General features: G+C 48.5%; 16 protein-coding genes. 7 read left to right on the top strand and 9 right to left on the bottom strand.

The genetic code is table 11. The features are described 5' to 3' along the window. Nucleotides 1-172: 172 nt before the first annotated feature. Nucleotides 173-2,302: a PQQ-binding-like beta-propeller repeat protein gene (locus tag ASG33_RS20040; RefSeq protein WP_056289584.1), complete on the bottom strand. Its 2,130-nt coding sequence runs from the start codon at nucleotides 2,300-2,302 to the stop codon at nucleotides 173-175. Nucleotides 2,303-2,392: 90 nt separating this feature from the next. Further along, nucleotides 2,393-4,348 carry a sialate O-acetylesterase gene (locus ASG33_RS20035; protein WP_056289582.1) on the bottom strand — a complete coding sequence of 652 codons (1,956 nt, stop codon included), beginning with the start codon at nucleotides 4,346-4,348 and terminating at the stop codon, nucleotides 2,393-2,395. Between the two features lie 108 nt (nucleotides 4,349-4,456). Between ASG33_RS20035 and ASG33_RS20030 the strand changes: the two genes are divergently transcribed. Continuing rightward, entirely contained in the window at nucleotides 4,457-5,347 is an 891-nt protein-coding gene (locus tag ASG33_RS20030) for a glycosyltransferase (protein ID WP_056289579.1), read from the top strand. Nucleotide 5,348: 1 nt separating this feature from the next. Here the strand turns inward: ASG33_RS20030 and ASG33_RS20025 are convergent, their stop codons facing one another. The 4 genes from ASG33_RS20025 to ASG33_RS20010 form a co-directional block, all read right to left on the bottom strand. After that, nucleotides 5,349-6,161: a DUF5672 family protein gene (locus tag ASG33_RS20025; protein WP_056289575.1), complete on the bottom strand. Its 813-nt coding sequence runs from the start codon at nucleotides 6,159-6,161 to the stop codon at nucleotides 5,349-5,351. 44 nt (nucleotides 6,162-6,205) lie between these two features. Next, on the bottom strand, nucleotides 6,206-7,171 hold the full coding sequence (locus ASG33_RS20020) for a hypothetical protein (protein ID WP_056289572.1): 966 nt from the start codon (nucleotides 7,169-7,171) through the stop codon (nucleotides 6,206-6,208). A 17-nt stretch (nucleotides 7,172-7,188) separates the two neighbouring features. Then, nucleotides 7,189-9,012 carry an ABC transporter ATP-binding protein gene (locus tag ASG33_RS20015; protein ID WP_056289569.1) on the bottom strand — a complete coding sequence of 608 codons (1,824 nt, stop codon included), beginning with the start codon at nucleotides 9,010-9,012 and terminating at the stop codon, nucleotides 7,189-7,191. Between the two features lie 114 nt (nucleotides 9,013-9,126). After that, the gene (locus ASG33_RS20010) at nucleotides 9,127-10,110 is read right to left on the bottom strand and encodes a glycosyltransferase family 2 protein (RefSeq protein WP_056289566.1); all 984 of its coding nucleotides are present in this window, start codon (nucleotides 10,108-10,110) and stop codon (nucleotides 9,127-9,129) included. Between the two features lie 789 nt (nucleotides 10,111-10,899). Here ASG33_RS20010 and ASG33_RS20005 point away from each other — a divergent pair. Then, on the top strand, nucleotides 10,900-12,078 hold the full coding sequence (locus tag ASG33_RS20005) for a putative sensor domain DACNV-containing protein (protein ID WP_056289562.1): 1,179 nt from the start codon (nucleotides 10,900-10,902) through the stop codon (nucleotides 12,076-12,078). Here the strand turns inward: ASG33_RS20005 and dinB are convergent, their stop codons facing one another. After that, a complete protein-coding gene (gene dinB, locus ASG33_RS20000; RefSeq protein WP_056289560.1) occupies nucleotides 12,079-13,173 on the bottom strand; it encodes a DNA polymerase IV in 1,095 nt (364 codons plus the stop codon). 157 nt (nucleotides 13,174-13,330) lie between these two features. On the opposite strand from dinB, the gene ASG33_RS19995 reads away from it, so the two are divergent. Next, nucleotides 13,331-15,466, top strand: a complete 2,136-nt coding sequence (locus ASG33_RS19995; RefSeq protein ID WP_082489334.1) for a M43 family zinc metalloprotease — start codon at nucleotides 13,331-13,333, stop codon at nucleotides 15,464-15,466. A gap of 57 nt (nucleotides 15,467-15,523) precedes the next feature. Here the strand turns inward: ASG33_RS19995 and ASG33_RS19990 are convergent, their stop codons facing one another. Beyond that, nucleotides 15,524-15,919, bottom strand: a complete 396-nt coding sequence (locus ASG33_RS19990; protein WP_056289558.1) for a hypothetical protein — start codon at nucleotides 15,917-15,919, stop codon at nucleotides 15,524-15,526. A 399-nt stretch (nucleotides 15,920-16,318) separates the two neighbouring features. Between ASG33_RS19990 and ASG33_RS19985 the strand changes: the two genes are divergently transcribed. The 4 genes from ASG33_RS19985 to ASG33_RS19970 all read left to right on the top strand — a co-directional run bounded on the left by ASG33_RS19985 (nucleotide 16,319) and on the right by ASG33_RS19970 (nucleotide 23,270). Beyond that, the gene (locus ASG33_RS19985; protein ID WP_229238755.1) at nucleotides 16,319-19,855 is read left to right on the top strand and encodes a SusC/RagA family TonB-linked outer membrane protein; all 3,537 of its coding nucleotides are present in this window, start codon (nucleotides 16,319-16,321) and stop codon (nucleotides 19,853-19,855) included. A 14-nt stretch (nucleotides 19,856-19,869) separates the two neighbouring features. Beyond that, nucleotides 19,870-21,456, top strand: coding sequence for a RagB/SusD family nutrient uptake outer membrane protein (locus ASG33_RS19980; protein ID WP_056289552.1), 1,587 nt, complete (start codon nucleotides 19,870-19,872; stop codon nucleotides 21,454-21,456). 124 nt (nucleotides 21,457-21,580) lie between these two features. After that, nucleotides 21,581-22,345, top strand: coding sequence for a 5'-nucleotidase C-terminal domain-containing protein (locus tag ASG33_RS19975; RefSeq protein ID WP_229238754.1), 765 nt, complete (start codon nucleotides 21,581-21,583; stop codon nucleotides 22,343-22,345). Then, nucleotides 22,317-23,270 (top strand): bifunctional UDP-sugar hydrolase/5'-nucleotidase, encoded by a 954-nt coding sequence (locus ASG33_RS19970; protein WP_056290544.1) that lies wholly within the window; start codon nucleotides 22,317-22,319, stop codon nucleotides 23,268-23,270. The genes ASG33_RS19975 and ASG33_RS19970 overlap by 29 nt, the downstream gene beginning before the upstream one ends. A 12-nt stretch (nucleotides 23,271-23,282) precedes the next feature. Here the strand turns inward: ASG33_RS19970 and ASG33_RS19965 are convergent, their stop codons facing one another. Then, nucleotides 23,283-24,896, bottom strand: a complete 1,614-nt coding sequence (locus ASG33_RS19965; protein WP_056289548.1) for a Na+/H+ antiporter — start codon at nucleotides 24,894-24,896, stop codon at nucleotides 23,283-23,285. Between the last annotated feature and the right edge of the window lie 13 nt (nucleotides 24,897-24,909).

The raw sequence follows: 24,909 nt of genomic DNA, 5'->3' as shown, positions 1-24,909 counted from the left end.
GTTGTTAATTCCAAACATCGCCTTTTGTTTTCGTAGCGCGGCAATGAAATGATTTGGTGGTTCAATTCAGCTTGTAAGCGTAAAGCAACGTGCGGCAGGCACTATCCGGCATGTATGTTTTCGCCCAAAGCTGTGTGGGGGCAGGTAATATGGTAAATGTGTTATCGTCAAATCAGGGTAATGCAAAAGCTACATATTGATTGCCTTTTTTGGTGCCGAGCTTGGTACCTCCGCAAGCAATCACGACAAACTGTTTTCCATTTGCTTCGTAAGTAGCCGGAGTGGCAAATCCCGCAGCAGGGAGCATGGTTTCCCACAAAAGTTTCCCATTGGCTTTATCAAAAACCCTGAATTTTCCATCCTTGGTCGCTGCGATAAAAAGCAGCCCGCTGGCGGTGACCACGGGGCCTCCGTAATTTTCGGTACCGGTGGTTGGAACTCCTTTCGCTTTCAATGCAGCCACTTCGCCGAATGGGACCTTCCAGAGGTATTTGCCCGTATTCAGGTCGATGGCATTCAAAGTACCCCACGGCGGCGCAATGGCAGGCAGCCCATTTGCATCGAGGAATTTGTTATAACCAGTGCTCTGATATGGTAAAAAGGTCTTTTTCGAGGCAGGAGTTTGCGACACAGCTTCCACTTTTTCGTCACCAAACAGGAAGGAAATCAACGCCTGTTTTTCGCCGGCAGTGAGCATCGGAAAGCCGGGCATCATCCCTTTGCCTGATGTGACAAGCTGGCTGACAAACGCGCGGTCACGGCGGCTGCCGATATCGACAAGCGACGGATACCCGCTTTTTGCATTGCCTTTCCGCTGTGCGCCGTGACAGGTTGCACAATAAGTAGTGTATGTTTTCTCGCCCGGGCTCAACGCCGATAGTTCCGACTCTTTGGGTGTGTCTTTCATCGTCAGTATCCACGCCATTTCATTACTGTTTACATACAATATACCCTTCTCAGGGTCAGCCGCCGCGCCGCCCCATTCAGCTCCGCCATCGAAGCCCGGCAGGATCACGGTACCTTCCTTGCTGGGGGCAGCGAAAAGTGCCTTCTTGTAGGTTTTGAATTTGGCTTTAAGTGAATCCCGGTCTGGTGCATATGGACTGATATCGTTTTCTGTCAGCGTATAGGCTTGTCTTGCAAATGCAGCAGGCCGCGTCGGTACCGGCTGCGTGGGCCAGGGATGCTCGCCGGGCAATGCAGCTTGTGGCGCAGTCACCTCGCGGATCGGGTAAATGGGCTTGCCGGTGACCCGGTCGAAAAGGAAAACGTATCCCTGCTTACTTACCTGCGCCACTGCATCGATCTTCTGTCCGTTCTTAGTGATCGTGACCAAATTCGGCGGCGCAGGCAAATCCCTGTCCCACATATCGTGGTGCATGGTTTGAAAGTGCCAGATCCGCTTTCCGGTACGCGCATCCAGTGCAAGCAAACAATTTGAAAACAGGTTTGCTCCCTTTCGTTTTCCTCCATAAAAATCATAACCCGCTGAGCCGGTAGGTACATATAAGATGCCGCGCGTCCGGTCAATGGCAGTGCCTGCCCAGTTGTTAGCAGCGCCGGTATAGGTGTTTTTATAAGCGTCAGGCGGGAAGGTTTCGTAGCCAAATTCACCGGGATAGGGAATGGTATGGAAAGTCCAGACGAGCTTGCCTGTACGCACATTGAATGCGCGCAGGTCGCCGGGTGCCGCATCAGATTCTTCCGAGAGGCGAAGCGGCATGATGATCAGGTCTTCAAAAATGGTCCCGGGTGTATTTGAAACCATATACTTTTTAGCAGCTATTTCAGGCAGTCCGGTGTGCAGGTCAATGCGTCCATTCTCCCCGAAAGTCTGAATGGGTTTACCCGTTTTTGCATCCAGCGCATACAGGAATTCGCCCATTGCGTGCAGAATCCGCTTGTCGTCTCCATCACTCCAATAGGTAAGTCCGCGGCTTGTGTTGGAACCGTTTTTTGATTTATCGCCAAATATCCAAAGCTGTTTTCCGGTAAATGCGTCCAATGCAAATGCCTGCACGGTGGAAGTTACCCCGTACAAAACACCATCTACTACAATCGGATTAACCTGCGTCTGGCCGGAATCGGGCATGGAGTACGTCCATGCTACCTGCAACTGGTTCACATTGCCCGGATTGATCTGAGTAAGTGATGAATAATGGTTTCGATCCGGCCCGCCCAGGTATTCCGGCCATTCTTTTTCTTCCCCCGGACTTTCAATAAAAAGAGAACGGGAACTGATAAAAACAGATAACGAAAGAACAGCGACCCATAGAAATTTCTTGGTAATTGATTTTATCATTTTGTCATTGGGTCATTAAGTCATTTATTGTTCACTTTCGATCTCTGATTCCATGGCGGCTCATTCAGTCATTCCCCGTTCCACGGCGGCTCATTCAAACCTCACCCCCACAGTCTGCCCTGTCCAATCGTCACTCCTGAATGCACTCACGGGAAAACCGTCTTTGCTGTACAGATTAGCATCCTCCGGCGCGTCTGACCACGCATATCTTACTGAAACTGGCTTGCTGTTGGTCGGATTTGAAACAATTACCTTATCCCCTTCAATCACCGCCTGCGCGAAATGGAACACCTTATCTTCCCCGGCGATCTCAAAACCTTTCACATAACCGTACTTATCGCGCGTCATCAAACCGTTTTCGGCATTCCTGAAAGTTACCTGCGCAGTTTTGTCATTGAAAACAACCTTGTCGAAAATGGGAGAAGCATACGGAATATTCTGTCCGTAATCAAATTTGAGCGCATTGGTGGCGAGGCGGTGGGCTACGTCCTGTTTGTTTGTCGGGTGAATATCTTTTGGGTTTCCTACGTCGGTCGATACCGCCATTCCCGTTTTCGGCAGGCTCAATGTCATATTCTGCGCCTCACGCAATTCAGCCCAGGAACTTCCCTGGTTGCTGTCGTTTTCACTTCCAAAGCTGGAAAGCTGTACCCAATAGAAAGAAAAATCGTCTTTCCAGCGTCTGCGCCAGTCATTGATCATCAGCGGAAACGACTTTCTGTATTGGTAAGCACGTGGCGCATTCGTTTCGCCCTGATACCACAGGGTACCGCGGATAGCGAACGGGATCAGCGGCACGATCATCGCATTGTAAATGGTAGTGCCTACATTGTTCACCAAATGCGCATATTCATGCTTTTCAGAAAACGAAGGCATAAGATACCAGTCTTTCGCAATGTTTACTTTGCCTGATCCTGCTTCAAGGTACAGGTCATTGGCCGAACCCATAAATCCTGGTCCAAACCAAGATTGTCCGACCATATTGCCCATTCTGATCACGAGCTGGTTTTTTCCGGCTTTCCAGGTATTTGCGGGAATGCTGATCTTCCTGGTCCCCTTCATTTCGCCTTCGTACACCAGCTTTCCATTGATGTAGATCTGGTTCGGGCTATCGTTTTCAGGCACTGAAAGGGTAGTAGGCTGCGCCGTGATCTCAGCTGCGATATCCACTTCTTTCGCCATATAACCTTTGCCGCGAAATCCCTGCGAACCTTTCCAGTCCCATTGTCCCACAGGATCCGCTACTTTCTGCCAGGAACTGAAATCTGCATTACCGGATATATACTTTTTTTCATCATCTGCCGAAGGTGAAACGGAGGCGCTTTTAAACAGCTGCTTGCGAAGCTTTACGTCCATTACCACGTCTGCCTCTTCCCAGGTTTTCGGCATTGTTGCCACATAAGTTTTCAGCTCTTCATCTTCAAGCATAGCTTCTTTGCTGATCCAGCCTTCGATCTGTGAACCGCCCCAGGATGAATGCAGAATGCCGACCGGTATGTTCAGCTTTTTGTTGATTTCACGCGCAAAGAAAAACCCGATCGCGGAGAATGCGCCGACTGTGCCGGAGGTCGCGAGCTTCCATTCGCCCGCATTCAGGTCTTTTTCGGGTTGCATGGACACCTGGTGGTCTACCCGAAAGTGCCGGATCTGAGGATATTCGGCGTCTTTCTTTTCTTCCTCAAAATTTTTCGCTGCACTAACCGGCCATTCCATATTAGACTGCCCCGAGCAAAGCCAAACTTCTCCGATGAGAATGTCATTGACCACTACATTGCCCGATTTGGCAGTTACCTGCATGGTGTGCGGACCGCCTGCTTCAATGGGCTTGAAGCTGACCTGCCACTTACCCGACGCATCGGCTTTGCCCTCAGAGGTTTGGCCAGCAAGGGTTACTTTGACCTTTTCTCCCGGCTTCGACCAGCCCCAAACCGGAATGGGTTTCTGACGTTGCAGAACGACGTGATCAGAGAATAAGCGGGCGAGTTTTAATTGACAAAAAGCGTCCTGAGCGGTAAAAAGGAGTACTAGGAAGAGCAAACGTTTCATCTGGATCTATTGAATTGGAATTAGTTTATAAAACATGCGTAGGCGGCGATCTACTTAAAGCGTTAATTTTGGACTTACTTCCAAAACAATCCGCCAGACCAGCAGGCAATGATTTCAATTGTAATATGTTCAGCAAATCCGGAAGATCTCTCCCGGGTGGAGCAAAGTATAGAGAATACCATCGGGGTTCCTTTCGAGGTTCTTGCTTTTGACAATAATGTATTAAAAAAGGGTATTTGCGAGATATACAACATGGGCACCCGCAATGCGCGCTATGACATTGTTTGTTTCATGCATGAAGATATCGAGATGATTACTGCGAACTGGGGACAAAAGCTCGTGGCTATTTTTGATAGTAATGCAAGTCTGGGTTTGCTCGGGGTTGCGGGCGGCGGGTATAAGTCTGTTGTGCCTTCCAGCTGGTACAATGCAGATCTTGAACTGAATGGAGCCTTTTATTGCTGCCTGATGCAGGGTTTTAAATATTCCGGAAAGGAAGAATTCCTCGATTACCGTAATCCGCGCAATGAGAAATTGTCAAAAGTAGCCAGTATCGACGGCTGCTGGATGTGTACCCGGAAATCCATTGCCGAACAATATCCATTTGACGAAAAGCTGCTGACTGGTTTCCACGCATACGATATTGACATTTCGCTTGCAATAGGTACGAGCTACGAAGTTGCGGTCACCTACGAGATCCTGCTGCGGCACTTTTCCGAAGGCGCTTTTTCAAGAGACTGGGAAGAGGCGATACTGAAAGTGCACGAGAAATGGAGTGCAATTTTACCGGTTAATACCGACGGGCTGAACGAGGCGGAATTGCTCCGTAACGAGCGGAAAGCGTTCAAAGCCTTTCATAACAGGCAACTGGATCAGGGAAGCACTTACGGGCGGCTTGCCCGCATTATCCGGAAATCCGGTAAGTCGCGGATCTTCGCGGGCGGCAAATGGTATAAGTTGTATGTCGACCTTTGGAGGGTTTGGAAAAAGCGGGCGTAAATTAGTCCAGCTTGTAGCCACAAGCTTCAATATACGGTTTCCAGAAATCCAGATTATGGTCCCAGGAGTGGCAGCCAAACGGGAGCTTTCCTTTGTTGAAACGTACACCGCGTTCGGGGTTATTTTCAATGGAAAACTGATATGCTTTCTTGTATTCCGGAATGCGTAACTGCGGAATCCCGCGGTTTGTTTCAATACTCCAGAACACATCTTCGTGAAACTGGTGCTCGGTCCGCTGATGATAAGCCTCAATCTTCTTCCGCATTTCTCCCGCGATGCGATGGAACTTGCGGACGCGGCGCAGCGAAAAGCCGCCATTCCCCACCTGATTGTCAAATTGGCGCGGGTGAGGTAACCCGTCTTCCTGAATGTTGCGCCACTGATGGTAAAAGGTAATAGCCTTGGTTTTAAGCGCTTTGATAATATCCGGCTCTTCCAGGCGCTTGGGCCAGGGCGCACCAATGTAATCGTAGCCGCTCTGGCACCATTTGGTTAGTTCGTCCTGAAAAACGAAAGCGTCAAGCTGGTGTATTAGAATGAACTCGTAGTCAAGAAATTTGGAATAAAACTCCTGGCTCATCATAAGCCGGTTATAACCTTCTATTCCGGAAAAATAAGAAGGGTCAAAGCAGATAGCCTCTTTGAAAACCGCATTACCGGGCAGGGTATCGAGTTGCAGATTTTCTGGTTTTACAGCAATAACGGGGTAGTTGCCGAGCACGCGGGCGCATTGCTGTAATGAAATTTCTTCATAATGCGTCAGCGTGGTTTTGTAAATAGGCACCACCACTGCCACGTTTCCGGGGCGATTCATTCGTTGAGAACTTTGAGTAGGCGGGTACTTTCCGGGGATTGTACCTAAATTGTTTTTTCCTGCTGCTTAGGATTGTTGAGTGTGCTGACAAGCGATTCCAGGTGTTCCTGAAAAAAGAAATCAAATCCGTCATTTCCCTCAGGCACTACATTGATTACTTCAAATGATGTTTCAAGAATGCGCGGTACTTTCAAACCCTCGGCGATGGAGTAGGGGAAAGACTGGTTTCCGATGAAAAACTTGCAGCCCGCAATAATCTGCGCCATTTGCATAAAATCATCCACCTGCACCCAGCGGATATTCGGTATCGTCTTCTTGATATCCTTGTATTCAGATTCCACGCCGATAAATACGATATCAGCATACTGGTTCATGAACTTGTAGTTGATCGTATAGTTCCTGTACCGCTCGCTTCTTGCCATCACGATAATGTTCTCATAGCTTCTGTCCGGTTCAACTTCCAGCCAGGGTTTCCAGAGCACAGGATTAACGCCGGTAAGGTAGCTGCACCAGCGTGCGATATTTCCTTTGTCAAGCGGGATACCGCCAGCGCGGAAGTAATCCAGGTCTATGTCGATCGTTTGATCCGTATGTATTTCCACATGATCAATATAACGCTGCGGCCGGAGCAATTTGATCAGCATTTCAGCCATTTTCTCATTCAGCATCACGTTACCCAGCGGGTGCGTATTGTAACCGGACAGGATCAGCGGCTGGCCGAGGCGCAGGTAAAGTTCAATGCGTGCACCCGTCAGTTTACGGATCGCTTCAATGGTAGGCAATGCATATATCACGTCACCGGCATTGCCGCTGTGGCTCAGCCGGATCTTCCCGTTCTGTTTTGCGAAGTTGATGATTTTCGCCGGGCTGGTCAGTTTTTCTGCGTCTGTTATGAAGTTGGCAAAAGCCAGTTGCTTCTGGTTCCGCAGCTCCCACTTATACTGTTTATAGCGGATTTTGTCCGTATGTTTCAGCCAAAGCCGGGAAACCAGATTTCTCTTTTTAAACATAATTGGTTACTATTAAACTACTCGTTAAATGTCTGCATGTCAATCAATCGTTTGTAAAGCCCTTCGTGTGCGATGAGCTCCGAGTGATTTCCCTGTTCAACAACTTTCCCCTGATCCAGCACCAAAATCATATCCGCATTCTGAATCGTGCTCAGCCTGTGTGCGATCACCAGCGAAGTCCGGTTTTTCATCAGGTTGTTCAATGCTTCCTGTACCAGCTTTTCGGATTCGGTATCCAATGCCGAGGTAGCTTCATCCAAAAGCATGATAGGAGGGTTTTTTAATACAGCGCGGGCAATGCAGATCCGCTGTTTCTGTCCGCCTGAAAGTTTCATACCCCTGTCACCGATGTTACTGTTGTATCCGTGCTCCGTATCCATGATGAATTCGTGTGCATTGGCCACGCGCGCGGCGGCTTCCACCTGCTCCATCGTAGCGTCCGGATTCCCAAAAGCGATGTTCTGGAAAATAGTATCATTGAAAAGCATCGACTCCTGGTTAACCAAACCGAAAAGCGCCCAAAGGGATTCCTGCTTGATTTGCCTCACGTCAATGCCGTCGAGCGTAACCCTGCCGGATTGTGCTTCTATAAATCTCGGAAGCAAGTCCATTAAAGTCGATTTGCCACCTCCAGAAGGTCCTACCAGTGCTACTGTTTTCCCTTTCGGGATCGTCACATTAATGGAGCTCAAAACCGGCCGTGCAGGATAAGAGAAGGAAAGGTCTTCGAGTTTGATCGCCTCTTTAAAGTCTTTCAGATCGATTGCGTCGGGTGCATCTTTGATCTCAGGTTTTTCATCAATTAATTCCAAAACCCGCTCTCCCGCTGCAATTCCTGCGTGAATGGTACTGAATGAATCCGTAATCGCCTTTGCCGGGCGCATTACCTGGGAGAACAGCGCGATGTATGCGACGAACTTGGAAACGCTCAGATCGGACTGGTTGTCGAGGATCAGGGACCCGCCGTAAAGTACAATAATAGCCACCATACCTACACCCAGGAATTCGGATACCGGCGAACTCAGCTGCTGCCTGCGCGCCATTTTCCTTCCCAGTTCAGAGTAACGGACGTTTTCACTGTGGAATTTCTCTTTGATCTGCTCGGTCGCATTGAAAGCTTTAATGATCTTCACACCGGTAAGCGCTTCGTCCAGATAGCTGATCATCAGACCAAAATAATGCTGCGCCAATGCAGCCTGCTCTTTCAGCCGCTTAACAATTTTTGAAATCAGAAAAGCAGAGACGGGAATTACGAGGATCGCGAACAACGTCAGCTTTACCGAGGTTGCAAACAGCATGAAAATGTAGGCGATCAATTGCAGCGGCTCCTTGAAAACCACCTGCAAAGTACCGGTAACAGAGAATTGCACAACCTGAACGTCAGACGCAATTTTGGAAATAATATCCCCTTTTCGCTGGTTGCTGAAATAGCCTACGTGCAGGTTCATCACATGATCAAAAACCGTCTTGCGCAGGTTCAGCAGCGTATGGATACGCAGGTTCTCCATGATCCGCTGCGAGAAGTATTTAAAGATATTGGAAAGGAGCACCGAAATAACGATCACACCGCATACAATGCGAAGTGCGCCGTGTGGGCCGTATTCCAGGTTGGCCTGTTGTGCAAAATAGTTAAGTGCGGTCGGAACGTCAAACCAGCTGTCGGGCCTGGCAATCAGCGCGGTACCTTCATCATTATTGTTGAATAAAGTGCTGAGCAGAGGCGCCAGCAAGGCAAGGTTTAGCGTGTTGAATATGACACCAAGGACTGTACAGATAATGTAAGGAAATGCAAATCTGGCAATTGGCTGTGCAAATGACAGTAATCGGAAGTATGTTTTCATTCTTAAATGGATGGTGTACATTGCGTACACCCGAAAGTAAAATAGCCGGAAACTGAGAAATTTCCGGTTGAGGATGCAAATTAATGCTTATCCTTTTAAAAGTACTAGCCCAGGTTACAATTTAACAACCTGCTTGTATTTAAGCATGTACTGTATGTTCTCGATGACCTCAATAATCCCGATGTTGGATTTGTGAACTTTCATCTGCCTTTTAAATGCACGCTTTCTCATTTTCAGCTCATTCATATTACGCAAGAAATCGAGATAGGCTTCCGCTTTGTAAAACTGAAATGTAAGTAAGCTCGGCAACACATCGCTGAGGATCACCTGCAAGTGATAAAGGTTTAAATCCAGACCGTGCAGGTGGAGGTGGTGCATATAATAGCGGTTGCGGAAGTAAATCCTTTTAACCGAATATGCATCTTTGTGGCCTTTGGTTGTAGCAGATACCTCGTGGCGGCAAACTGCATTGTGTTCGTAGTAGCATTTCCAGCCCAGGCGCCACGCGCGGATGGACATTTCCTGATCTTCTCCGTAATAGGGATTAAACATTTCGTTAAACCCGTTGATCGCTTTCAGTTTGCGGGTATCCATCAAAGCAATGGCGCCTGAAAGATAGAATGTAGGAGTAAGTGTATCGGAATCCTGCAAATAAAAGAAATTGCTTGGCTTAATTTTCCGGCCCAGGATCTTGGGAGAGCGGGCGGCATCAAGGATATTATCATCTTCCATTCCGATAATCCGGCCCATTACCCCGAAGGTATCTTCGAGTTCAAAGTACTTATAGAGCTTTTCAAAATAACCTTCTTCCAGCGTCACGTCGGTGTTCAGAAGGAAGATCAAATCATTATTTGCTTTTCTGATACCCAGATTACAGGTGTTCGCAAAGCCGGAGTTTTTTTCCTTACGGATGATCGTAATATTATCACCGTAGTGTTGTTCCAGGTAGGCAACCGAGTCGTCTGTAGATGCATCGTCGACAACGATGATTTGTACCTCCGGCCCGAGTCCTTTCAGGATTTTATAATTGGTCTCGAAATATTTTTCGAACAAGTGTCTTCCGTTAAAATTCGGAATTACTACGGAGATGCTTCTCATTAATTTACAGTTTTAGTGTAGCGTAATAGTGTTTCCGATAGCGATTTTTTTAATGTTGATGGATGAATCTGGCGAAGGTTAGGTCCCAGTTGAAACGACCCCTTCTTTATTTCATTGTATTCGACAAGTCACACGCTTGCACTAAATAATTGAACCATTAAACTGTAAATCACGCCAACTCACGAAAACTATATACGCGTTCACTTGATATCGTTGAATATTAAAATAGTAGTCTTAAAAAATGAACTACGAATGCTTACTTAAAAACTTTATACGAGGAGAGATGGACGAAAAGCCTGCAAGATTGTGCGTAAGACTTTTCAAAAGACTGTTTCTGTATTTTTCAATTACAAAATTTAATTTTAACTGCTTTGATTTAAAATACGAGAAAAGAAGGGGGTTTGATGCAGGCAAGTTCGATAATCTAGGACGTTAATCATACTGGTAAAGCAAAATTTAAATTTTCATGGCTAACAGACTGGCTTATATTCCTATGATCCTGTCAAAAGTAAATTGGTTGGAAGCGTGCGTTATAATTTTCGATAAAATATTGATTGTGCGGTATGTTTTGGCGTGAATTACCTCACAGTCAACCATTAAAAACTTCTGATCTGGGGCACTTCTTTTTTATAATGTGTGAAAAAAAATACTCAATGGTTGCATGAACGAACAAAACATTCCTTAATTTTTTTCGTGATCTAACTTTTTCAGGGCAGTCTTTGTTTGTTGTACTAAACCGAGGTTCTCTCCGGAACATTCACTTTTCTCCGACCGTCTAATCGTTTCACAATGCTCAATACCGAATTCACTTTCGACGCAAGCGAGTTATATCCGACGACCACCTATAAAGCTGCCCGTGAGATCGCGGAACAAGTGGTCAGCCACTTTGAAAAACACCACAGTGCCGTCAGCCGATACTACGAACAGGACCTTGCGCCAAAGCCCGATCGCAAAACCATAGAAGCAATTGTAGACACCACGTTCTGGGCGAGCTTGCGAAAAGAAGAGGGGAGATCACCGAAAGTTTCGATTGCATACCTGCCGCCCCGCGACGCGGAGCACCCGCTTGTTTTCGCGGAAACATTGCCACTTTCGGCCAATACACTTACCAAGCTTGCGCCGGCCGTAGAGCGTTCGGGAATCCATTTGGGAGTCTGGACAGAAGGAGGCGAGCTGCGCATCTGGGGTACGACCCGCGTAATCCCGGGCTTGTGCTTTGTACTCGAAGTGATCGAGCCCGGCATGCTGGTGATCAAGCACCGGCGTGTGGATGGGTTGGGTAAGTTCGTCAATGTGGCTGTGCTCAAAGGAGACCAGGTGAAAATTGTGAATGAGGAAAGCGCCAAAGTAAGAGACTGCCCCTCGGTGGTGAATTCTATGATGGGTTTCCGTTCACCAAACATGTGGAACGACTCGCCTAATCTGCTGGTCCAGCTGGCGGTTTCAATGCGCGCCCATGAACGCGGCGGTATTTTGCTGGTGGTACCTACCGGCACCGAGACGTGGCGGAAGTCCATTATACATCCCATTACCTATCACGTTCAGCCCGCATTCTCTGAGCTGGCAGAGCTGTACAGAGGCTATCTCAAAGAGCCTAACCCTATTTCCTGGCAGACACAATTCAGCCCGGCGATCCATAATATGGCCGGACTTACTGCCGTAGACGGAGCTACAATAATCAATGACAGCTACGAACTGCTCGCATTTGGCGCCAAGATCGGTCGCGCTGCGGATGGTTTCCCGGTAGAAGAGATTATTGTGACCGAACCAATTATCGGCAACGAAGGAATGGTCGTGCATCCTGTGCAAACGGGTGGTACCAGGCATTTATCGGCAGCGCAGTTTGTCCACGATCAGCACGACGCTATTGCGCTCGTCGCTTCGCAAGACGGCAGGTTTACGATATTTTCATGGTCGAGCTGCGAGGAAAAAGTGCAGGCGCACCGTGTGGATGCATTGCTGCTTTAATCACGGGAATAATTCCAGCTGTTCGGGATCACGGGGTTTCCGGCTTCTTACTTCGGGCTCGTGAAAATTAGACAGTGAGATACCCAGCAGCCGCACAGGCTTTTCATTCATATCTACCTTATCGAGCAGCGCCCGGGCGGTTTCTACAATGCTGTCAAAATCTGAGATCGGCTTAGTGAAAGACTGGTTCCTGGTAATTTGTGTAAAGTCGCTGAACTTGATCTTTAAAGTGACAGTGCGTCCCTGCAGCTGGTTTTTCTTCAATCTGTTCACAACCGTTTCACCAATCCGGTCCAGCTCTTTGTACATTTCTTCCGGCGTGGTAAGGTCGTAGGTAAATGTATCTTCCGCGCCCAGCGACTTTGTTTCCCGGTGGGTCTGCACTTCCCGTTCGTCAATTCCTCTCACGATTTTATAAAAGAACTGTCCGCTTTTGCCAAACCTGCGCGTCAGCTCTTCTTCGGTTAATGCTTTGAGATCGCCTCCGGTAAAAAGTCCCATTGCCTTCATTTTGTCCGCAGTAACCTTACCCACGCCATGAAACTTCTCGACTGGCAGCGTATGCATAAAGCTTTCAATTTTGGAAGGACCAATGAAGGTAAGTCCGTCGGGTTTGTTGAGGTCGGAAGCGATTTTCGCCACAAACTTGTTGACCGACACCCCGGCAGAAGCGGTGAGTTGCAGTTCCTCTTTGATCTCCTGTTTGATCCGCTTCGCAATTTCCATAGCCGATCCGATTTGCAGCTTGTCTTCGGTCACATCCAGGTAAGCTTCATCGAGTGAAAGTGGTTCGATCAGATCGGTATAGCGGGAGAAAATCTCACGTATTTTGCGGGAAGCAGCTTTGTACACTTCAAACCGAGGAGACACAAAAATGATCTGCGGACAAAGCTGGATGGCCTGCCGCGACGGCATTGCAGATCGTACGCCAAATTTGCGTGCTTCATAGCTCGCGGTAGCCACTACGCCTCTGCCGGTTGGCGAGCCACCCACAGCCAGTGGTTTTCCCCGGTATTCGGGGAAATCGCGCTGTTCAACGGAAGCGTAAAATGCGTCCATGTCAATGTGAATGATTTTTCTTGGAGCTGCCGGCATCTTCAATGCTGGTATTAGGAAATTGGAATACTTTTAATGTTAAAAACAAATTAAATGTTTTACAATTCGCATCGTTCGCTAAATATTTTTCGTAATCCATTAAGACTTTGTGCCTGAATGCCGGGCCCAACATTCGCCAACGTTCCTCTAACACTCAATGCAATATTTTATACCCCGGATTACGTACCTGTTTTGCCTGCTTTTTTCAATTATCATGGTACCCGTCGCCGCCCAGGAAAGATGCGGGACCATGGAGCTGCTTAACCAGCGTTTTACTGCACAGCCTGCATTGAAGGTGATGTTTGACCAGCGGGAAGCCCGGTTGAAACAAATCATAAATGCCCGAATTCAATCGGGAAAGTCAATGCGGACTACCTCCGAAGTGACTATACCCGTCGTTTTTCATGTTGTTCTCAGCCGGCAGTCGCAGGTAACCGACGCGCAGATCCAGGCGCAGCTGGACACGATCAATAAAGATTATGCCGGCCTGAATGCGGGAGCAAGCCGCATTCCTGCTCATTTTCGCTCGCTCTTCGGACAATCGGGAATCAAGTTCTGCCTTGCGCAGCGCACGCCCGATAATCTGCCTGCGAATGGAATTGTACGTTATACAACCAACCGGTCCACTTTTGACTATACAACCAATCTTGTCAAACACGCCGAATCGGGTGGGGCGGACGCATGGGACACGGACAAGTACCTTAATATATGGATATGTGATCTGTCCAATTCCACCCTGGGCTATGCTACTTTTCCCGATGACGGAGTTAAAGATGAACAAGGTGTGGTGGTGGATTACGGTTCTTTGCCGGGCGGGGTAACTACCGGGTATAACCAGGGAAAAACACTAACACACGAGCTGGGCCACTATTTCAACCTGTACCACATCTGGGGTGATGATAACGATTCCTGCTCGGGAAGTGATGAGGTAGCCGATACACCAAACCAGTCGGGGAGTACCAATACATGCAGAAGCGGCATTGTGACTGATCAATGCACACCGTCGGCTCCGGGCATTATGTACCAGAATTACATGGATTACACACCGGATGCTTGTTTGCTGATGTTTACCAATCAGCAGGTTGTGAGAATGGAATCGGCTTTTGAAACTTACCGTGCATTGCTGGCCGAATCCAATGGTTGTACGCCGGTTAATCTGAAAGCCAAAGACGCATCCATTCAGTCGATCACACAGCCTGACCAGCGCATTTGTACCAACACATTTACTCCACGCATTATTATTGAAAACAGGGGAAGTGAAACGCTTACGTCGTTAACTATCAGTGCGGTAATCGACAACGGAACCCCGCAGACCTATCGCTGGACAGGCTCACTGGATACCTATGAGCAAGCAACCGTGACGCTTTCAGCACTGACAACCGGCGAAGGTAATCACGTGCTGACCATTTCAACATCGAATCCGAACGGAGCAGAGGATGAAGATACATCCAACGATGCATTGTCGCTCGACTTCATTTACTACGAACCTTTCACTCCTCCGATCAGCGAGAGTTTCGAAAGTCTTTTCCCGCCGCGCGGCTGGGATATCGTGAATGCGGATAATGGATCAACCTGGGAGAAAACAAATGCGGCAGCAAAAACCGGCAGTGCATCGGTTCGTATTTCCAATTTTAACAATGATGCGATCGGACAACGCGACTACCTGCGCCTGCCGACAGTGAACATCGCAGGTACCGACTCTGCGTTCGTTTCCTTCCAGCTGGCTGCGGCAACTTACACGAACCCGTCGGTTCAAAGCAACGTATGGGACACTTTGCAGGTACTGGTCAGCACGGATTGCGGACAGACTTACCGGAGTGTTTACAGGAAGTGGGGGTCAAGTCTGGTGACCAGAAATGCAGCTACCCGCATTGCATTTACGCCCGCGGCGAATGAATGGAGGCGGGAAGAAATTGATATCAGCGAATTTATCGGCCAGGGTGAGATACTGATCGCATTTCTGAACAGCAATGGAAATGAAAATGATATTTATCTCGACGATGTCAATGTACGCACAGTGACTATCAACCCGAATCTGAAAGAGGCAGGCTTCCTGGTTTCACCGAACCCTACAACGGGCATTTTCTCCGTTCAGTTTTACCCGCATCCGGTTGGTTTGAAATCAGTCGCCGTGTACAATGCAGCAGGTCAGAAAGTAGCGGAGCGACTGGTTACCGGAGAGGTCGCTACAAATGTGTATGATTTCAATCTGACGAATTATTCCTCAGGGTTGTACATTATCAAAGCTGAATTTGAAGATCGGGTGTTGACGAAAAAGATTGTAAAAGAATAAAAAAACGAAAGGCGCGGCATCAATTGCCGCGCCTTTCGTGCATTGTTATCTTCCGAATTAATATATCCTCTTGACGATCACCTTGCTGTTTGTCTGAGAAATCGCAAAATCTCTCGCATTCTCATTTTCAGGGGCGATAAAGATCTGCTTCTTTTTCTTTCCGTCGGTACTTACCCAGTTGGCCGAGTAAATTTCGGGAAGGGTACCTGTGTAAATGGGGTGATTGTCCGACAGCATGAAGATCTCCTCTTCTTCGTAGGCCACTTCCAGGTCACTTCCTTCAATGATGTCGCAAATGATTTTTAATCCTCCCGAATCATCGTCCACCAGTCCTTTAATTCTGGCTTTCCCGTAGAAAGGGTCTTCTTCAAACTCCCAGCGAACGTAATATTCAATTACATTTCCTATCTGAGAATCAATATAGTCGGCGGTAAGCAGTTGTTCCTGGCGCATTTCGAAGCTGTTTTCTTGAACTCCTTTTACAAAAAAGCAATATAGTCCCAAACGAACCATGGGAGTTTAGCAAATGTAATCGGAAGCTTATTGTTTCCAAAAATTAATGAGTTGGCTTTCGCCATTATTTCCCAATGTACAAAATACATACCGACAGCCTAATGCGACAGTGAGAAAAGGTGTTGCATATAGCAGCAACAGTTAGCAAATGGAAGGTTTTTAAGGATCTTTTTAAAATAGCGCCCAGCTGCCGGGAAATGCATTTTTATAACCGCCGGGAACATAGCGGTACGATTTTTGCCCTCGGCTAGGTAACTCAAACAAAAAGGACAATGTCCTCTCACCTAGCCAAAGATCAATATGCAAAGAACTCGACGATTAAGTGGGCGTAGCTCCGCTATGGGCACGTTCATTTTTCTGAGGATCGGTTTGGTTTGCCTGCTGTTGTTTTTATTCAAGGTCAACAACACTCACGCACAACAGGTTACTCCAGACACAAGCCGAAAAGCAAAGCCGGATTCTACCATCCCGCAACCGGTAACCAGGCCGGCCGCTGATACCCTCCCAAAACCAAAGATACCCGCTGACTCAGCAAACAAGCCGGCGACAGCGCCTGCCAAATCTTCACAGAGTTTTGATCCGCTGGTTAAGCCAACAACACCACCCGATACGACCAAAAAAGCAGCTGCATTGACCGACTCCACCGCCGCACCGGCACGCCCGGATAGCCTCGGAACAAAAAGCCAGCCTGCAACACAACCGGTACAACAAGCTGCGCAGCCGGCACAACCCGCCGCACAGCCCGGTCAACCTGCGGCACAGCCCGCCGACTCAGCTATCGCCAGCCCGGCGTCCCAGGAACTTGGCCCGGATGCCAGGTCCATTAAAGGGAAGGTAGTAGATGAAAAAGGCTCAGGAATGCCCGGAGTGGCCGTTTTGGTGAAAGGAACACAGATCCAGGCGATCACGGAACCCGACGGTTCATTTCAGATGAAAGTGCCCGCAAATGGTGGTACGCTGGTGTACAGCTTCGTAGGTTTTACCAAGAAAGAAACGCCGATCGGCAACCAGACTACATTCAATGTGCAGCTTCTGCCCGAGGCAAAAGCTTTGAAAGAGGTAGTGGTTGTGGGTTATGGTGCGCAAAGCAAACGCGACCTTGCGAGTTCAACTTCCAGGGTGTCGGGTACGGAATATAAGTCGGCTGTGATCAACACGGTGGACCAGGCGATACAGGGACGAGCTACCGGCGTGCAGGTAACCGAAACTTCGGGCGAACCCGGCGCAGCTACGGTTGTGCGGATCAGGGGTAACAACTCACTCAGCGGTAATAATGAGCCGCTTTATGTAATCGACGGTTTTCCTATGCCTCCTTACCGCGAAGCAGGGGCCAATTTCACCGGCGCTACTTCGCAAAACGGTCTTTACGGTATCAACCCCAATGATATCGAAAGTATGGAGATCCTCAAAGATGCCTCTGCAACAGCTATCTACGGTTCGCGTGGAGCAAACGGGGTGGTTTTGATCACTACAAAATCAGGCAGGCGGGGTGAAGGTCGCGTGGAGCTGGTTAATAAAACTTCATTCGGCTCGGTTTCAAACCCGATCAAAATGATGAATTCGAGACAATATGCACAGGTGATCAACGAGAGTTACCTGCTGACAGGCCGCAATGCACCTTTCGCAAATCTCGACAGTGCGATGACGAATACCGACTGGGTTGCCGCCATCACACAACCCAGCTTCCGAGAAGATGTAACACTCAGCTTGTCGGGAGGCAGTCCGAAATCTTCCTACTACATTTCCGGAAATTATTTACAGGAAAAAGGTACGATTATCAATTCTGATAACAACCGGGCAAGTTTGCGCGTCAATCTTAACAATGAAATCAATGACTGGTATACTGTAAAAGGACAGGTTTCATTCAGCCGCCAGAAGACCAATCGCGCGGTTACTGCTTCGCGCGCCTGGCCAAGCTCGGGTGGTTTAATGGACGGACTGCGTGCTGCGCCTACGTTGGAGCTGGATTATCTTGGAAATAACAGTATGGGTATTCCCAACTATTCGGGCTACTACTTTTCCAATCCGGTGAATGAGCTTACTGCAAAAACGGACGTGACGCAAAGCGACTACTCGATCCTGAATATCGAGAACTTCTTCAAGCTGACAGACGGGTTCAGCCTGGTCGTGAGCCTCGCCGGAAACCAGAACCTGACGCGCCGGAAGGTGTTTCTTCCTCCAACTACAGCAGAAGGAAACCCGGTAAAAGGAAAGGGAAGCAACAATACTTCGAACACATACAGCTACAACGTAAACGCCTATATGCAGTATGAGAAAACGTTCAAAAAGGATCATTATCTGAATACAACCCTTGGTGTGGAATATAACGACCAAACTGTTGAAATCGTCAACACCAATGCAACCGGTTATGATATACCTTTTTTCGGGATTGATAACATCGGTAGTGCCCAGTCTCAGGCGATTGGATCATTCAAGGAAAAACGCATTCTGCAATCGGGCTTTCTGCGTGCCAACTACTCTTTCAAGGGGCGGTATGTACTGAATAGTTCGGTGCGGATCGACGGCGCTTCTGCATTCGCGGCGAACAATAAATATGGTGTGTTTCCATCCGTCGCGCTGGCCTGGAACCTCGATCAGGAAGAGTTTATGAAAGGAGTTACTTTCGTGTCCAATACCAAGCTCAGAGGTTCGTGGGGTGAAACAGGAAGTCAGGCGATTGCTCCCTATTCCTCGCTATCGCAATATTCAAGCGGGTTCTATGAAATGGGTCCGCAGGGAGATGGGGCCGTTATAGGAACAGGTATTTTCCCGAATACCATTGCAAACCCGAACCTTTCGTGGGAAAGAACGCGCCAGCTTAACCTGGGTTTTGATTTTAACACCGCCAAAGACCGGCTCGTTTTCAGCTTTGATTACTATAACAAGGTTACCTCCGACCTGCTGCAACCCAGAAGGGTACCGACACAGGCGGGCGTAAGTACGATCATCGACAACTACGGTACCATGCGTAACCGGGGTTTTGAGCTGAGTATCACGGGTAATATCATTCAGAAAAAGAATGTAACCTTCTCAACGAGGCTGAACATTTCGAGGAATGTAAATACCCTGGTGGATCTGGGAGAGCGGACCCAGTCTGATTATGTGAGTTTGAATGGAAACTTGCTCGGCGGTGTATCCGGTATCCTCACGCCGGGAAAAGAAGTAGGGCGGTTTTTCGGGTATAAAGTCGCCGGCCTGACGCAAACCACCGACTACGACGCCAGCGGAAATCCTACCTTCGCCACATTCGAAGGCCCGCGGCCTGCTGGAAGCACAGGTACCCCGATATACGGCGCATGGATTTACGACGACACAAACAAAGACAACATCATCACTGCGGACGATCGCGTGGTGTTAGGTAAGTCCAATCCCGACTTCACTTTCGGCTGGACATACGATCTGACCTGGAAGAACCTGGCAGTGAATGCATTGTTTACGGGTTCTGTCGGTAATGATGTGCTGAACCTCACCAACTTCTACATTATGAATGGGGTAGTGGAGTACAGTGGCGTCGGCTTCAACCAGTCGGAGGATTGGTTTAACAAAAGATACACCGAAGCTAATCCTCACAACGATCCCAAGTATCCGGGTATCCAAAGAGGTATTGCGTCAGGCGATATCAATTCCACGATGCTGGAAGACGGAAGTTTTGTGCGGCTTAAAATGCTGAGTCTTTCGTACACATTCCCGCGACTTGGCCCCATTCAGAATCCGCGGCTATTTGTAACAGGTACCAACCTCTGGACTTTAACCAAATACACAGGCTTTGATCCCGAGGTAAGCTCCTACGCACAGTCACTGCTGCAGCAGGGGATTGATTATGGCGCCTATCCGACGCAGCGTTCCTACACCATCGGTATCTCATGCAATTTCTAATCCGACAAAAGCTTATGAAAAGTCATATAAAGATTTCAGTCCTGGCCTTGCTGACGATGCTCGCTTCCTGCAAAGGGAATCTGGAAGAATCTCCATATTCGTCGCTGAGCAAGGAAGTTGTGTTCAAAGATGAAGACGGCCTGAATCAGGCGACAATCGGCATTTACCACGCCTATACAGCGCCTGATTTCGGGGACATCAGCAACCGTTTCAACCTGACCGAATCGGGGCACCGCTATGCTACGGCAGGTATCCTTGGCTCAGGCGCAGACCCTTATTACAGGTTTGGGCACAATGCGACTTCACCCGCATTCGAGTCGGTATGGAGCCGTTTTTACAAGATCATTTTCCGCGCTAATACCGTTATTGCGAATGCAAAAATGGCAGTTCCGGGCGAAGAGGAAGAGGCCGATCCGTACATTGCCGAAGCTCGTTTTCTAAGAGCTTACGCGTATTTTCATCTGGTAAGGCTGTTTGGCGGTGTGCCGCTGATTCTGGATGAAATCAAGTCGCTGGAAGATGAAGACCTGATATTTGCGCCCAAGTCAACCGATGTGGCAGTTTATGACGCCATTCTCGCAGATCTCACATTTGCCGAAGCAAACCTACCTGATTCGAGAGGAGGAGCTGAGCTGGGGCGCGTGTCGGCAGGAACAGCCAAAGCAATGCTGGGTAAAGTGTACCTTCAAATGGCAGGCCGCCCATTGAACCGGACAGAAAATTATCAGAAAGCCGTTGATATGCTCAGCCAGCTTGTGGGACCGGAGAATGAGGAAAAATATGATTTTGAGCTGCTACCAGACTTTACGGATGTTTTCTCGCTTGACAATGAGCGCAACCGTGAAATCGTACTTTCCTTCGGCTACTTTATCAATTCTTCACAGCCGAACGGAAGTATCCTCCCTTTCAATCTTTTTCCTTCCGGATTGGTAAATGGAGATGAACAAACCAACTACGGACTGACTTACAGCTTTTATCAATTGTTTGAAAAAACAGATCAGCGACGCGATTTTACGACGGTTCCGAGGTATACATTCCAGGGCACAGCCAGGGCGGGAGCGGAGCCGGGCGACAGCATTATCTATAACCCAACACTTGGTAATTATGTGGTGAAAAGAACCAATGCATCTTTCGCTCACGATGATTTCAAGTATGGAATTGCTTACGGAAAGCTGGCGCGGGTTGCACGTCCTGCCGGCTCTGCCGTGCAGGGGTACAGCACTGATTTGATTGAAATGCGTTTTCCTGATGTACTGCTGATGCTTGCGGAAGCATTGAATGAAACGGGCAAAAGCGCGCAGGCGCTGCCGCTTGTTAACCGGGTTCGTGCCAGGGCCAAAGCTACTGCCTTGCGGGCGGGCACCGTGGCCGAAATGCGGGCGGCAATCCGTCGTGAACGCCGGCTGGAACTAAGCGGAGAGTTCAACACGGTGTACGATATCCGCCGCTGGGGAACATTGAAAGAGGAAATAGCGGCAATGACCGAAGATCAGATCGTGGACAACATTCTGATCCCATATTCGGAGCGCCTTGAAATTTACCCGATCCCACAATCCCAGATCGACGCAAACCCGAATTTGCAGCAGAATCAGGGTTGGTAAGGATTGAAATTGCATTGATAACAAGACAAATAGCGGCCGGGCCAGGAAATAGTGTTACAACTATTCGGTCCGGCCGCTATTTGTTTGGACTTTCCGTGCTATTTTTAGGTAACAAATGGTTGTTATGACTCCCTTTATTCAAAAAGGAAAAGGTATTTTTATCCTGCTCCTGACTACGCTTCTCCTCGCTTCCTGCCAGAAGCAGCTTGCTGTTTCCAGCAATGACTACAAACAATACAGCATTGATCAGCAGACCGCCGAGGACTCCTCGATGGTGAAGTACTACCTTCCTTACAAACAGAAAATGCAGGCTGAAATGAGCCGCGTGATCGGGCAAACGGAGCAGGCACTTACCAAGCCGGGAAACCCGGAAACGCTCCTCGGCAACTTCTTCGCCGACTTTATGCTGACGGAAGGCTTGAAACGCGAACCCTCGATACAGTTTGCACTCGCGACAAAAGGCGGTCTGCGGACTACCTGGCCAAAAGGCGATATTACCGTTTCCAATGTTTTCGAGTTGATGCCATTTGAAAATGAAATCGTTGTCCTGAAACTGAATGGGGATAATGTGCAGGAGCTGGCTGATTTCGTGGCAAAGAAAAACGGACAACCAGTCTCGGGAATGCGGATGAAGATCCGGAATGGAAAAGCAGTTGATATCGAGATTGCGGGACAGCCTCTGGACAAAAACAAAAGCTACGTACTGGTCACTTACGACTACCTGGCCGACGGCGGAGATGAACTGGACTTTCTTAAAAAGGGAGTAGAGCGAAGAGATATCGGCAGGAAAGTTCGCGATGCATTATTGGATTATATCAATGAACTAACCCGGCAGGGAAAGAAAATCAATGCCCAACTCGATGGAAGAATCACGATTGTCAACGAATAGCAGGAGGGAGTTTTTGCGAAAAAGTCTGGGTGCGGCTGCATTCATGGGGTTGGGATCTGCGCCTTTAACTGCCTTCGGGAAAGATGCTACGGTTCAGCTTACGATATTGCACACTAACGATGTGCACAGCCAGATTGAACCATTCCCAATGGACGGCTCGCGTAACCAGGGACTCGGCGGCGTAGCCAGACGGTCCGCTTTGATCACAAAGATCAGAAAGGAACAGCCCAACGTGCTGCTGCTTGACGCAGGCGATATTTTTCAGGGAACACCGTATTTCAATTTATACGGAGGTGAGGTAGAGATGGTAGCAATGAGCCGGATGGGCTACGACGCGGCCACCATGGGGAACCACGATTTCGACAACGGGATAGCCGGTTTTGCGAAACAGCTCCCGCACGCCAACTTTCCGTTCCTGGTAAGCAACTACAATTTTGAGAATACTGAGCTGCAAGACAAAACGCGGCCTTATCAGGTATTTAAAAAGCAGGGTATCAAGGTGGGTGTATTTGGTTTGGGTATCCAGCTGCATGGTTTGGTCAACAAAAAGAATTACCTGGAAACGCAGTACCTGGATCCAATTGCCAAAGCCAATGAAACCGCCAGCTTGCTGAGAAATGAGCTTAAATGCGATCTCGTGGTTTGTTTGTCGCATTTGGGATATAAGTACCGCGATGATAAAGTGTCGGACTTGATCCTGGCCCGATCGACGAGGAACATTGACCTGATTATTGGTGGCCATACGCACACTTTCATGAAAACGCCCGAAGCGGTGATGAACCTCGACGGAAAGCCGACCACAATCAATCAGGTCGGATTTGCAGGAATTAATCTCGGAAGGCTTGATTACTTCTTTGACAGGAAATCGGGGCGACAGAAAATGGTATCTTCCGTTTATCCCATTCACGGGCAGGGCAGGGTATAACAAAGGGCGGCATTATTCCATATGGAGGAATTGCTGCCTTACTTTTTCTTCTTCCAGATCCAGCTGCGCCAGGTGCTGCCTTACCACCTCTTCCTCAAACATCGCCTTCTTGTTGAATTTGTGTAGCAGCTCCCTTTTTCTTTCCAGGATTTCTTTGCTGATCGACTGGTATTGCGTCACATAATCGTGGCCGGAATGCTGCGGGTCACTTTCTCTTACGTGATTTAAAAATCCGATATCACTTTCGAGTTTGTATTTCAGGCTTTGCAGCAGCTCGTTGTGGGGCACCACGTCTGCATACTGTTCATTGATCAGGCTGAGCGCTTCCTGCGCAAGTTTACGCCGGATCAGCACATCCTGTTCCTGAACGGTAACATCGTAGTCCATTTCTTCGATATTCAGCATTTTGATCACCCACGGCAGCGTTAGTCCCTGAAAAACAAGCGTTACCATGATTACCACGAACGTAATAAAGAGGATCAGGTTGCGTTGCGGGAACGGTTGCCCGCCATTAATCAAATGCGGAATGGACAATGCGGCAGCTAATGAAACTACGCCGCGCATTCCTGTCCACCCGAAAGCAAGCGGCGCCCGCCAGCCGGGACTGCTGTCCGCTGTTCGGATGAATCTGCTGATAAAAACGGTAAACACAGACGCGCCCAACGTGCTGATAATGCGTGTGATGATGACGACAAGGGAAATAATCAATCCGTATTTGATGGCGTCAAAAAGCGAAGTATCTCCCAGCTGTTCTATGATAATCGGCAGTTCGAGTCCGATGAGCATGAATACGATTCCGTTGAGCACAAACCCGACCGTACTCCACACATTAACTCCCTGAATGCGGCTCAGGTGGCTTAAAATGCTGTGACTCCTGTCGGACAGGAACAAGCCGCCGGTTACCACCGCAATCACACCTGAATAGTGAAATTCTTCCGCCACGATGTACATGGTATAGGGAGCCACGAAAGTCAGGATGGTGTCGATACTTGGCGTTGTGGGCATCCACCGATGGATTGCGTAGAACAGCAATGCAATGCCGATACCGATAGCAAAACCCATGATTATGACCAGGAAAAAACTTGTCACAGCTTCTGCCAGGACAAACTGGCCGGTGATGATGGCAGCCAGTGCAAACCGGAATACGATAAGGCTGGAAGCATCATTGAGCAGGCTCTCGCCTTCCACGATCGCAATCAGTCGTTTGGATACTTTTACATCTTTAAGAATGGAAGTAGCCGCAACTGCGTCCGGCGGAGAGATAATGCCGCCGAGTAGAAAACCAAGTGCAAGTGTAAAGCCCGGGATAATGGCTTTGGAGACAAATGCGATTACGCAGGAGGTGAAAATGACTATACCGAATGCAAAAGAGCCAATTACGCGCCGCCATTTCCAGAAGTCTTTCCAGGAAGTTTGCCACGCGGCTTCAAAAAGCAGCGGAGGCAAAAAGATTAGGAAGATCAGGTCGGGATTGATGTCAATCTGCGGAATGCCGGGAACAAAGCCGAGCACCAGTCCGCCAAGGACAAGCACGATCGGATAAGATACCTTGATCCGCTGCGCCAGCATTACCAGGAACAAAATGATGACAATGAGCGAAAGGTACAGAATGATATCGTTGTGCATACAGGCGTAGGAG

Source organism: Dyadobacter sp. Leaf189 (assembly GCF_001424405.1).
Taxonomy (GTDB): Bacteria; Bacteroidota; Bacteroidia; order Cytophagales; family Spirosomataceae; genus Dyadobacter.
The sequence above is the reverse complement of the archived record's forward strand: the minus strand, read 5'-3'. Positions and strand labels throughout refer to the sequence as shown.

Coding starts and splice junctions, on each gene's coding strand:
- ASG33_RS20015 (WP_056289569.1), bottom strand. CDS start 9,012: ATGAAAACATACTTCCGATTACTGTCATTTGCACAGCCAATTGCCAGA.
- ASG33_RS19975 (WP_229238754.1), top strand. CDS start 21,581: ATGACTCCCTTTATTCAAAAAGGAAAAGGTATTTTTATCCTGCTCCTG.
- ASG33_RS19980 (WP_056289552.1), top strand. CDS start 19,870: ATGAAAAGTCATATAAAGATTTCAGTCCTGGCCTTGCTGACGATGCTC.
- ASG33_RS20025 (WP_056289575.1), bottom strand. CDS start 6,161: ATGAATCGCCCCGGAAACGTGGCAGTGGTGGTGCCTATTTACAAAACC.
- ASG33_RS19970 (WP_056290544.1), top strand. CDS start 22,317: ATGGAAGAATCACGATTGTCAACGAATAGCAGGAGGGAGTTTTTGCGA.
- ASG33_RS19990 (WP_056289558.1), bottom strand. CDS start 15,919: ATGCGCCAGGAACAACTGCTTACCGCCGACTATATTGATTCTCAGATA.
- dinB (WP_056289560.1), bottom strand. CDS start 13,173: ATGCCGGCAGCTCCAAGAAAAATCATTCACATTGACATGGACGCATTT.
- ASG33_RS20035 (WP_056289582.1), bottom strand. CDS start 4,348: ATGAAACGTTTGCTCTTCCTAGTACTCCTTTTTACCGCTCAGGACGCT.
- ASG33_RS20020 (WP_056289572.1), bottom strand. CDS start 7,171: ATGTTTAAAAAGAGAAATCTGGTTTCCCGGCTTTGGCTGAAACATACG.
- ASG33_RS19995 (WP_082489334.1), top strand. CDS start 13,331: ATGCAATATTTTATACCCCGGATTACGTACCTGTTTTGCCTGCTTTTT.
- ASG33_RS19965 (WP_056289548.1), bottom strand. CDS start 24,896: ATGCACAACGATATCATTCTGTACCTTTCGCTCATTGTCATCATTTTG.
- ASG33_RS19985 (WP_229238755.1), top strand. CDS start 16,319: ATGGGCACGTTCATTTTTCTGAGGATCGGTTTGGTTTGCCTGCTGTTG.
- ASG33_RS20005 (WP_056289562.1), top strand. CDS start 10,900: ATGCTCAATACCGAATTCACTTTCGACGCAAGCGAGTTATATCCGACG.
- ASG33_RS20030 (WP_056289579.1), top strand. CDS start 4,457: ATGATTTCAATTGTAATATGTTCAGCAAATCCGGAAGATCTCTCCCGG.
- ASG33_RS20010 (WP_056289566.1), bottom strand. CDS start 10,110: ATGAGAAGCATCTCCGTAGTAATTCCGAATTTTAACGGAAGACACTTG.
- ASG33_RS20040 (WP_056289584.1), bottom strand. CDS start 2,302: ATGATAAAATCAATTACCAAGAAATTTCTATGGGTCGCTGTTCTTTCG.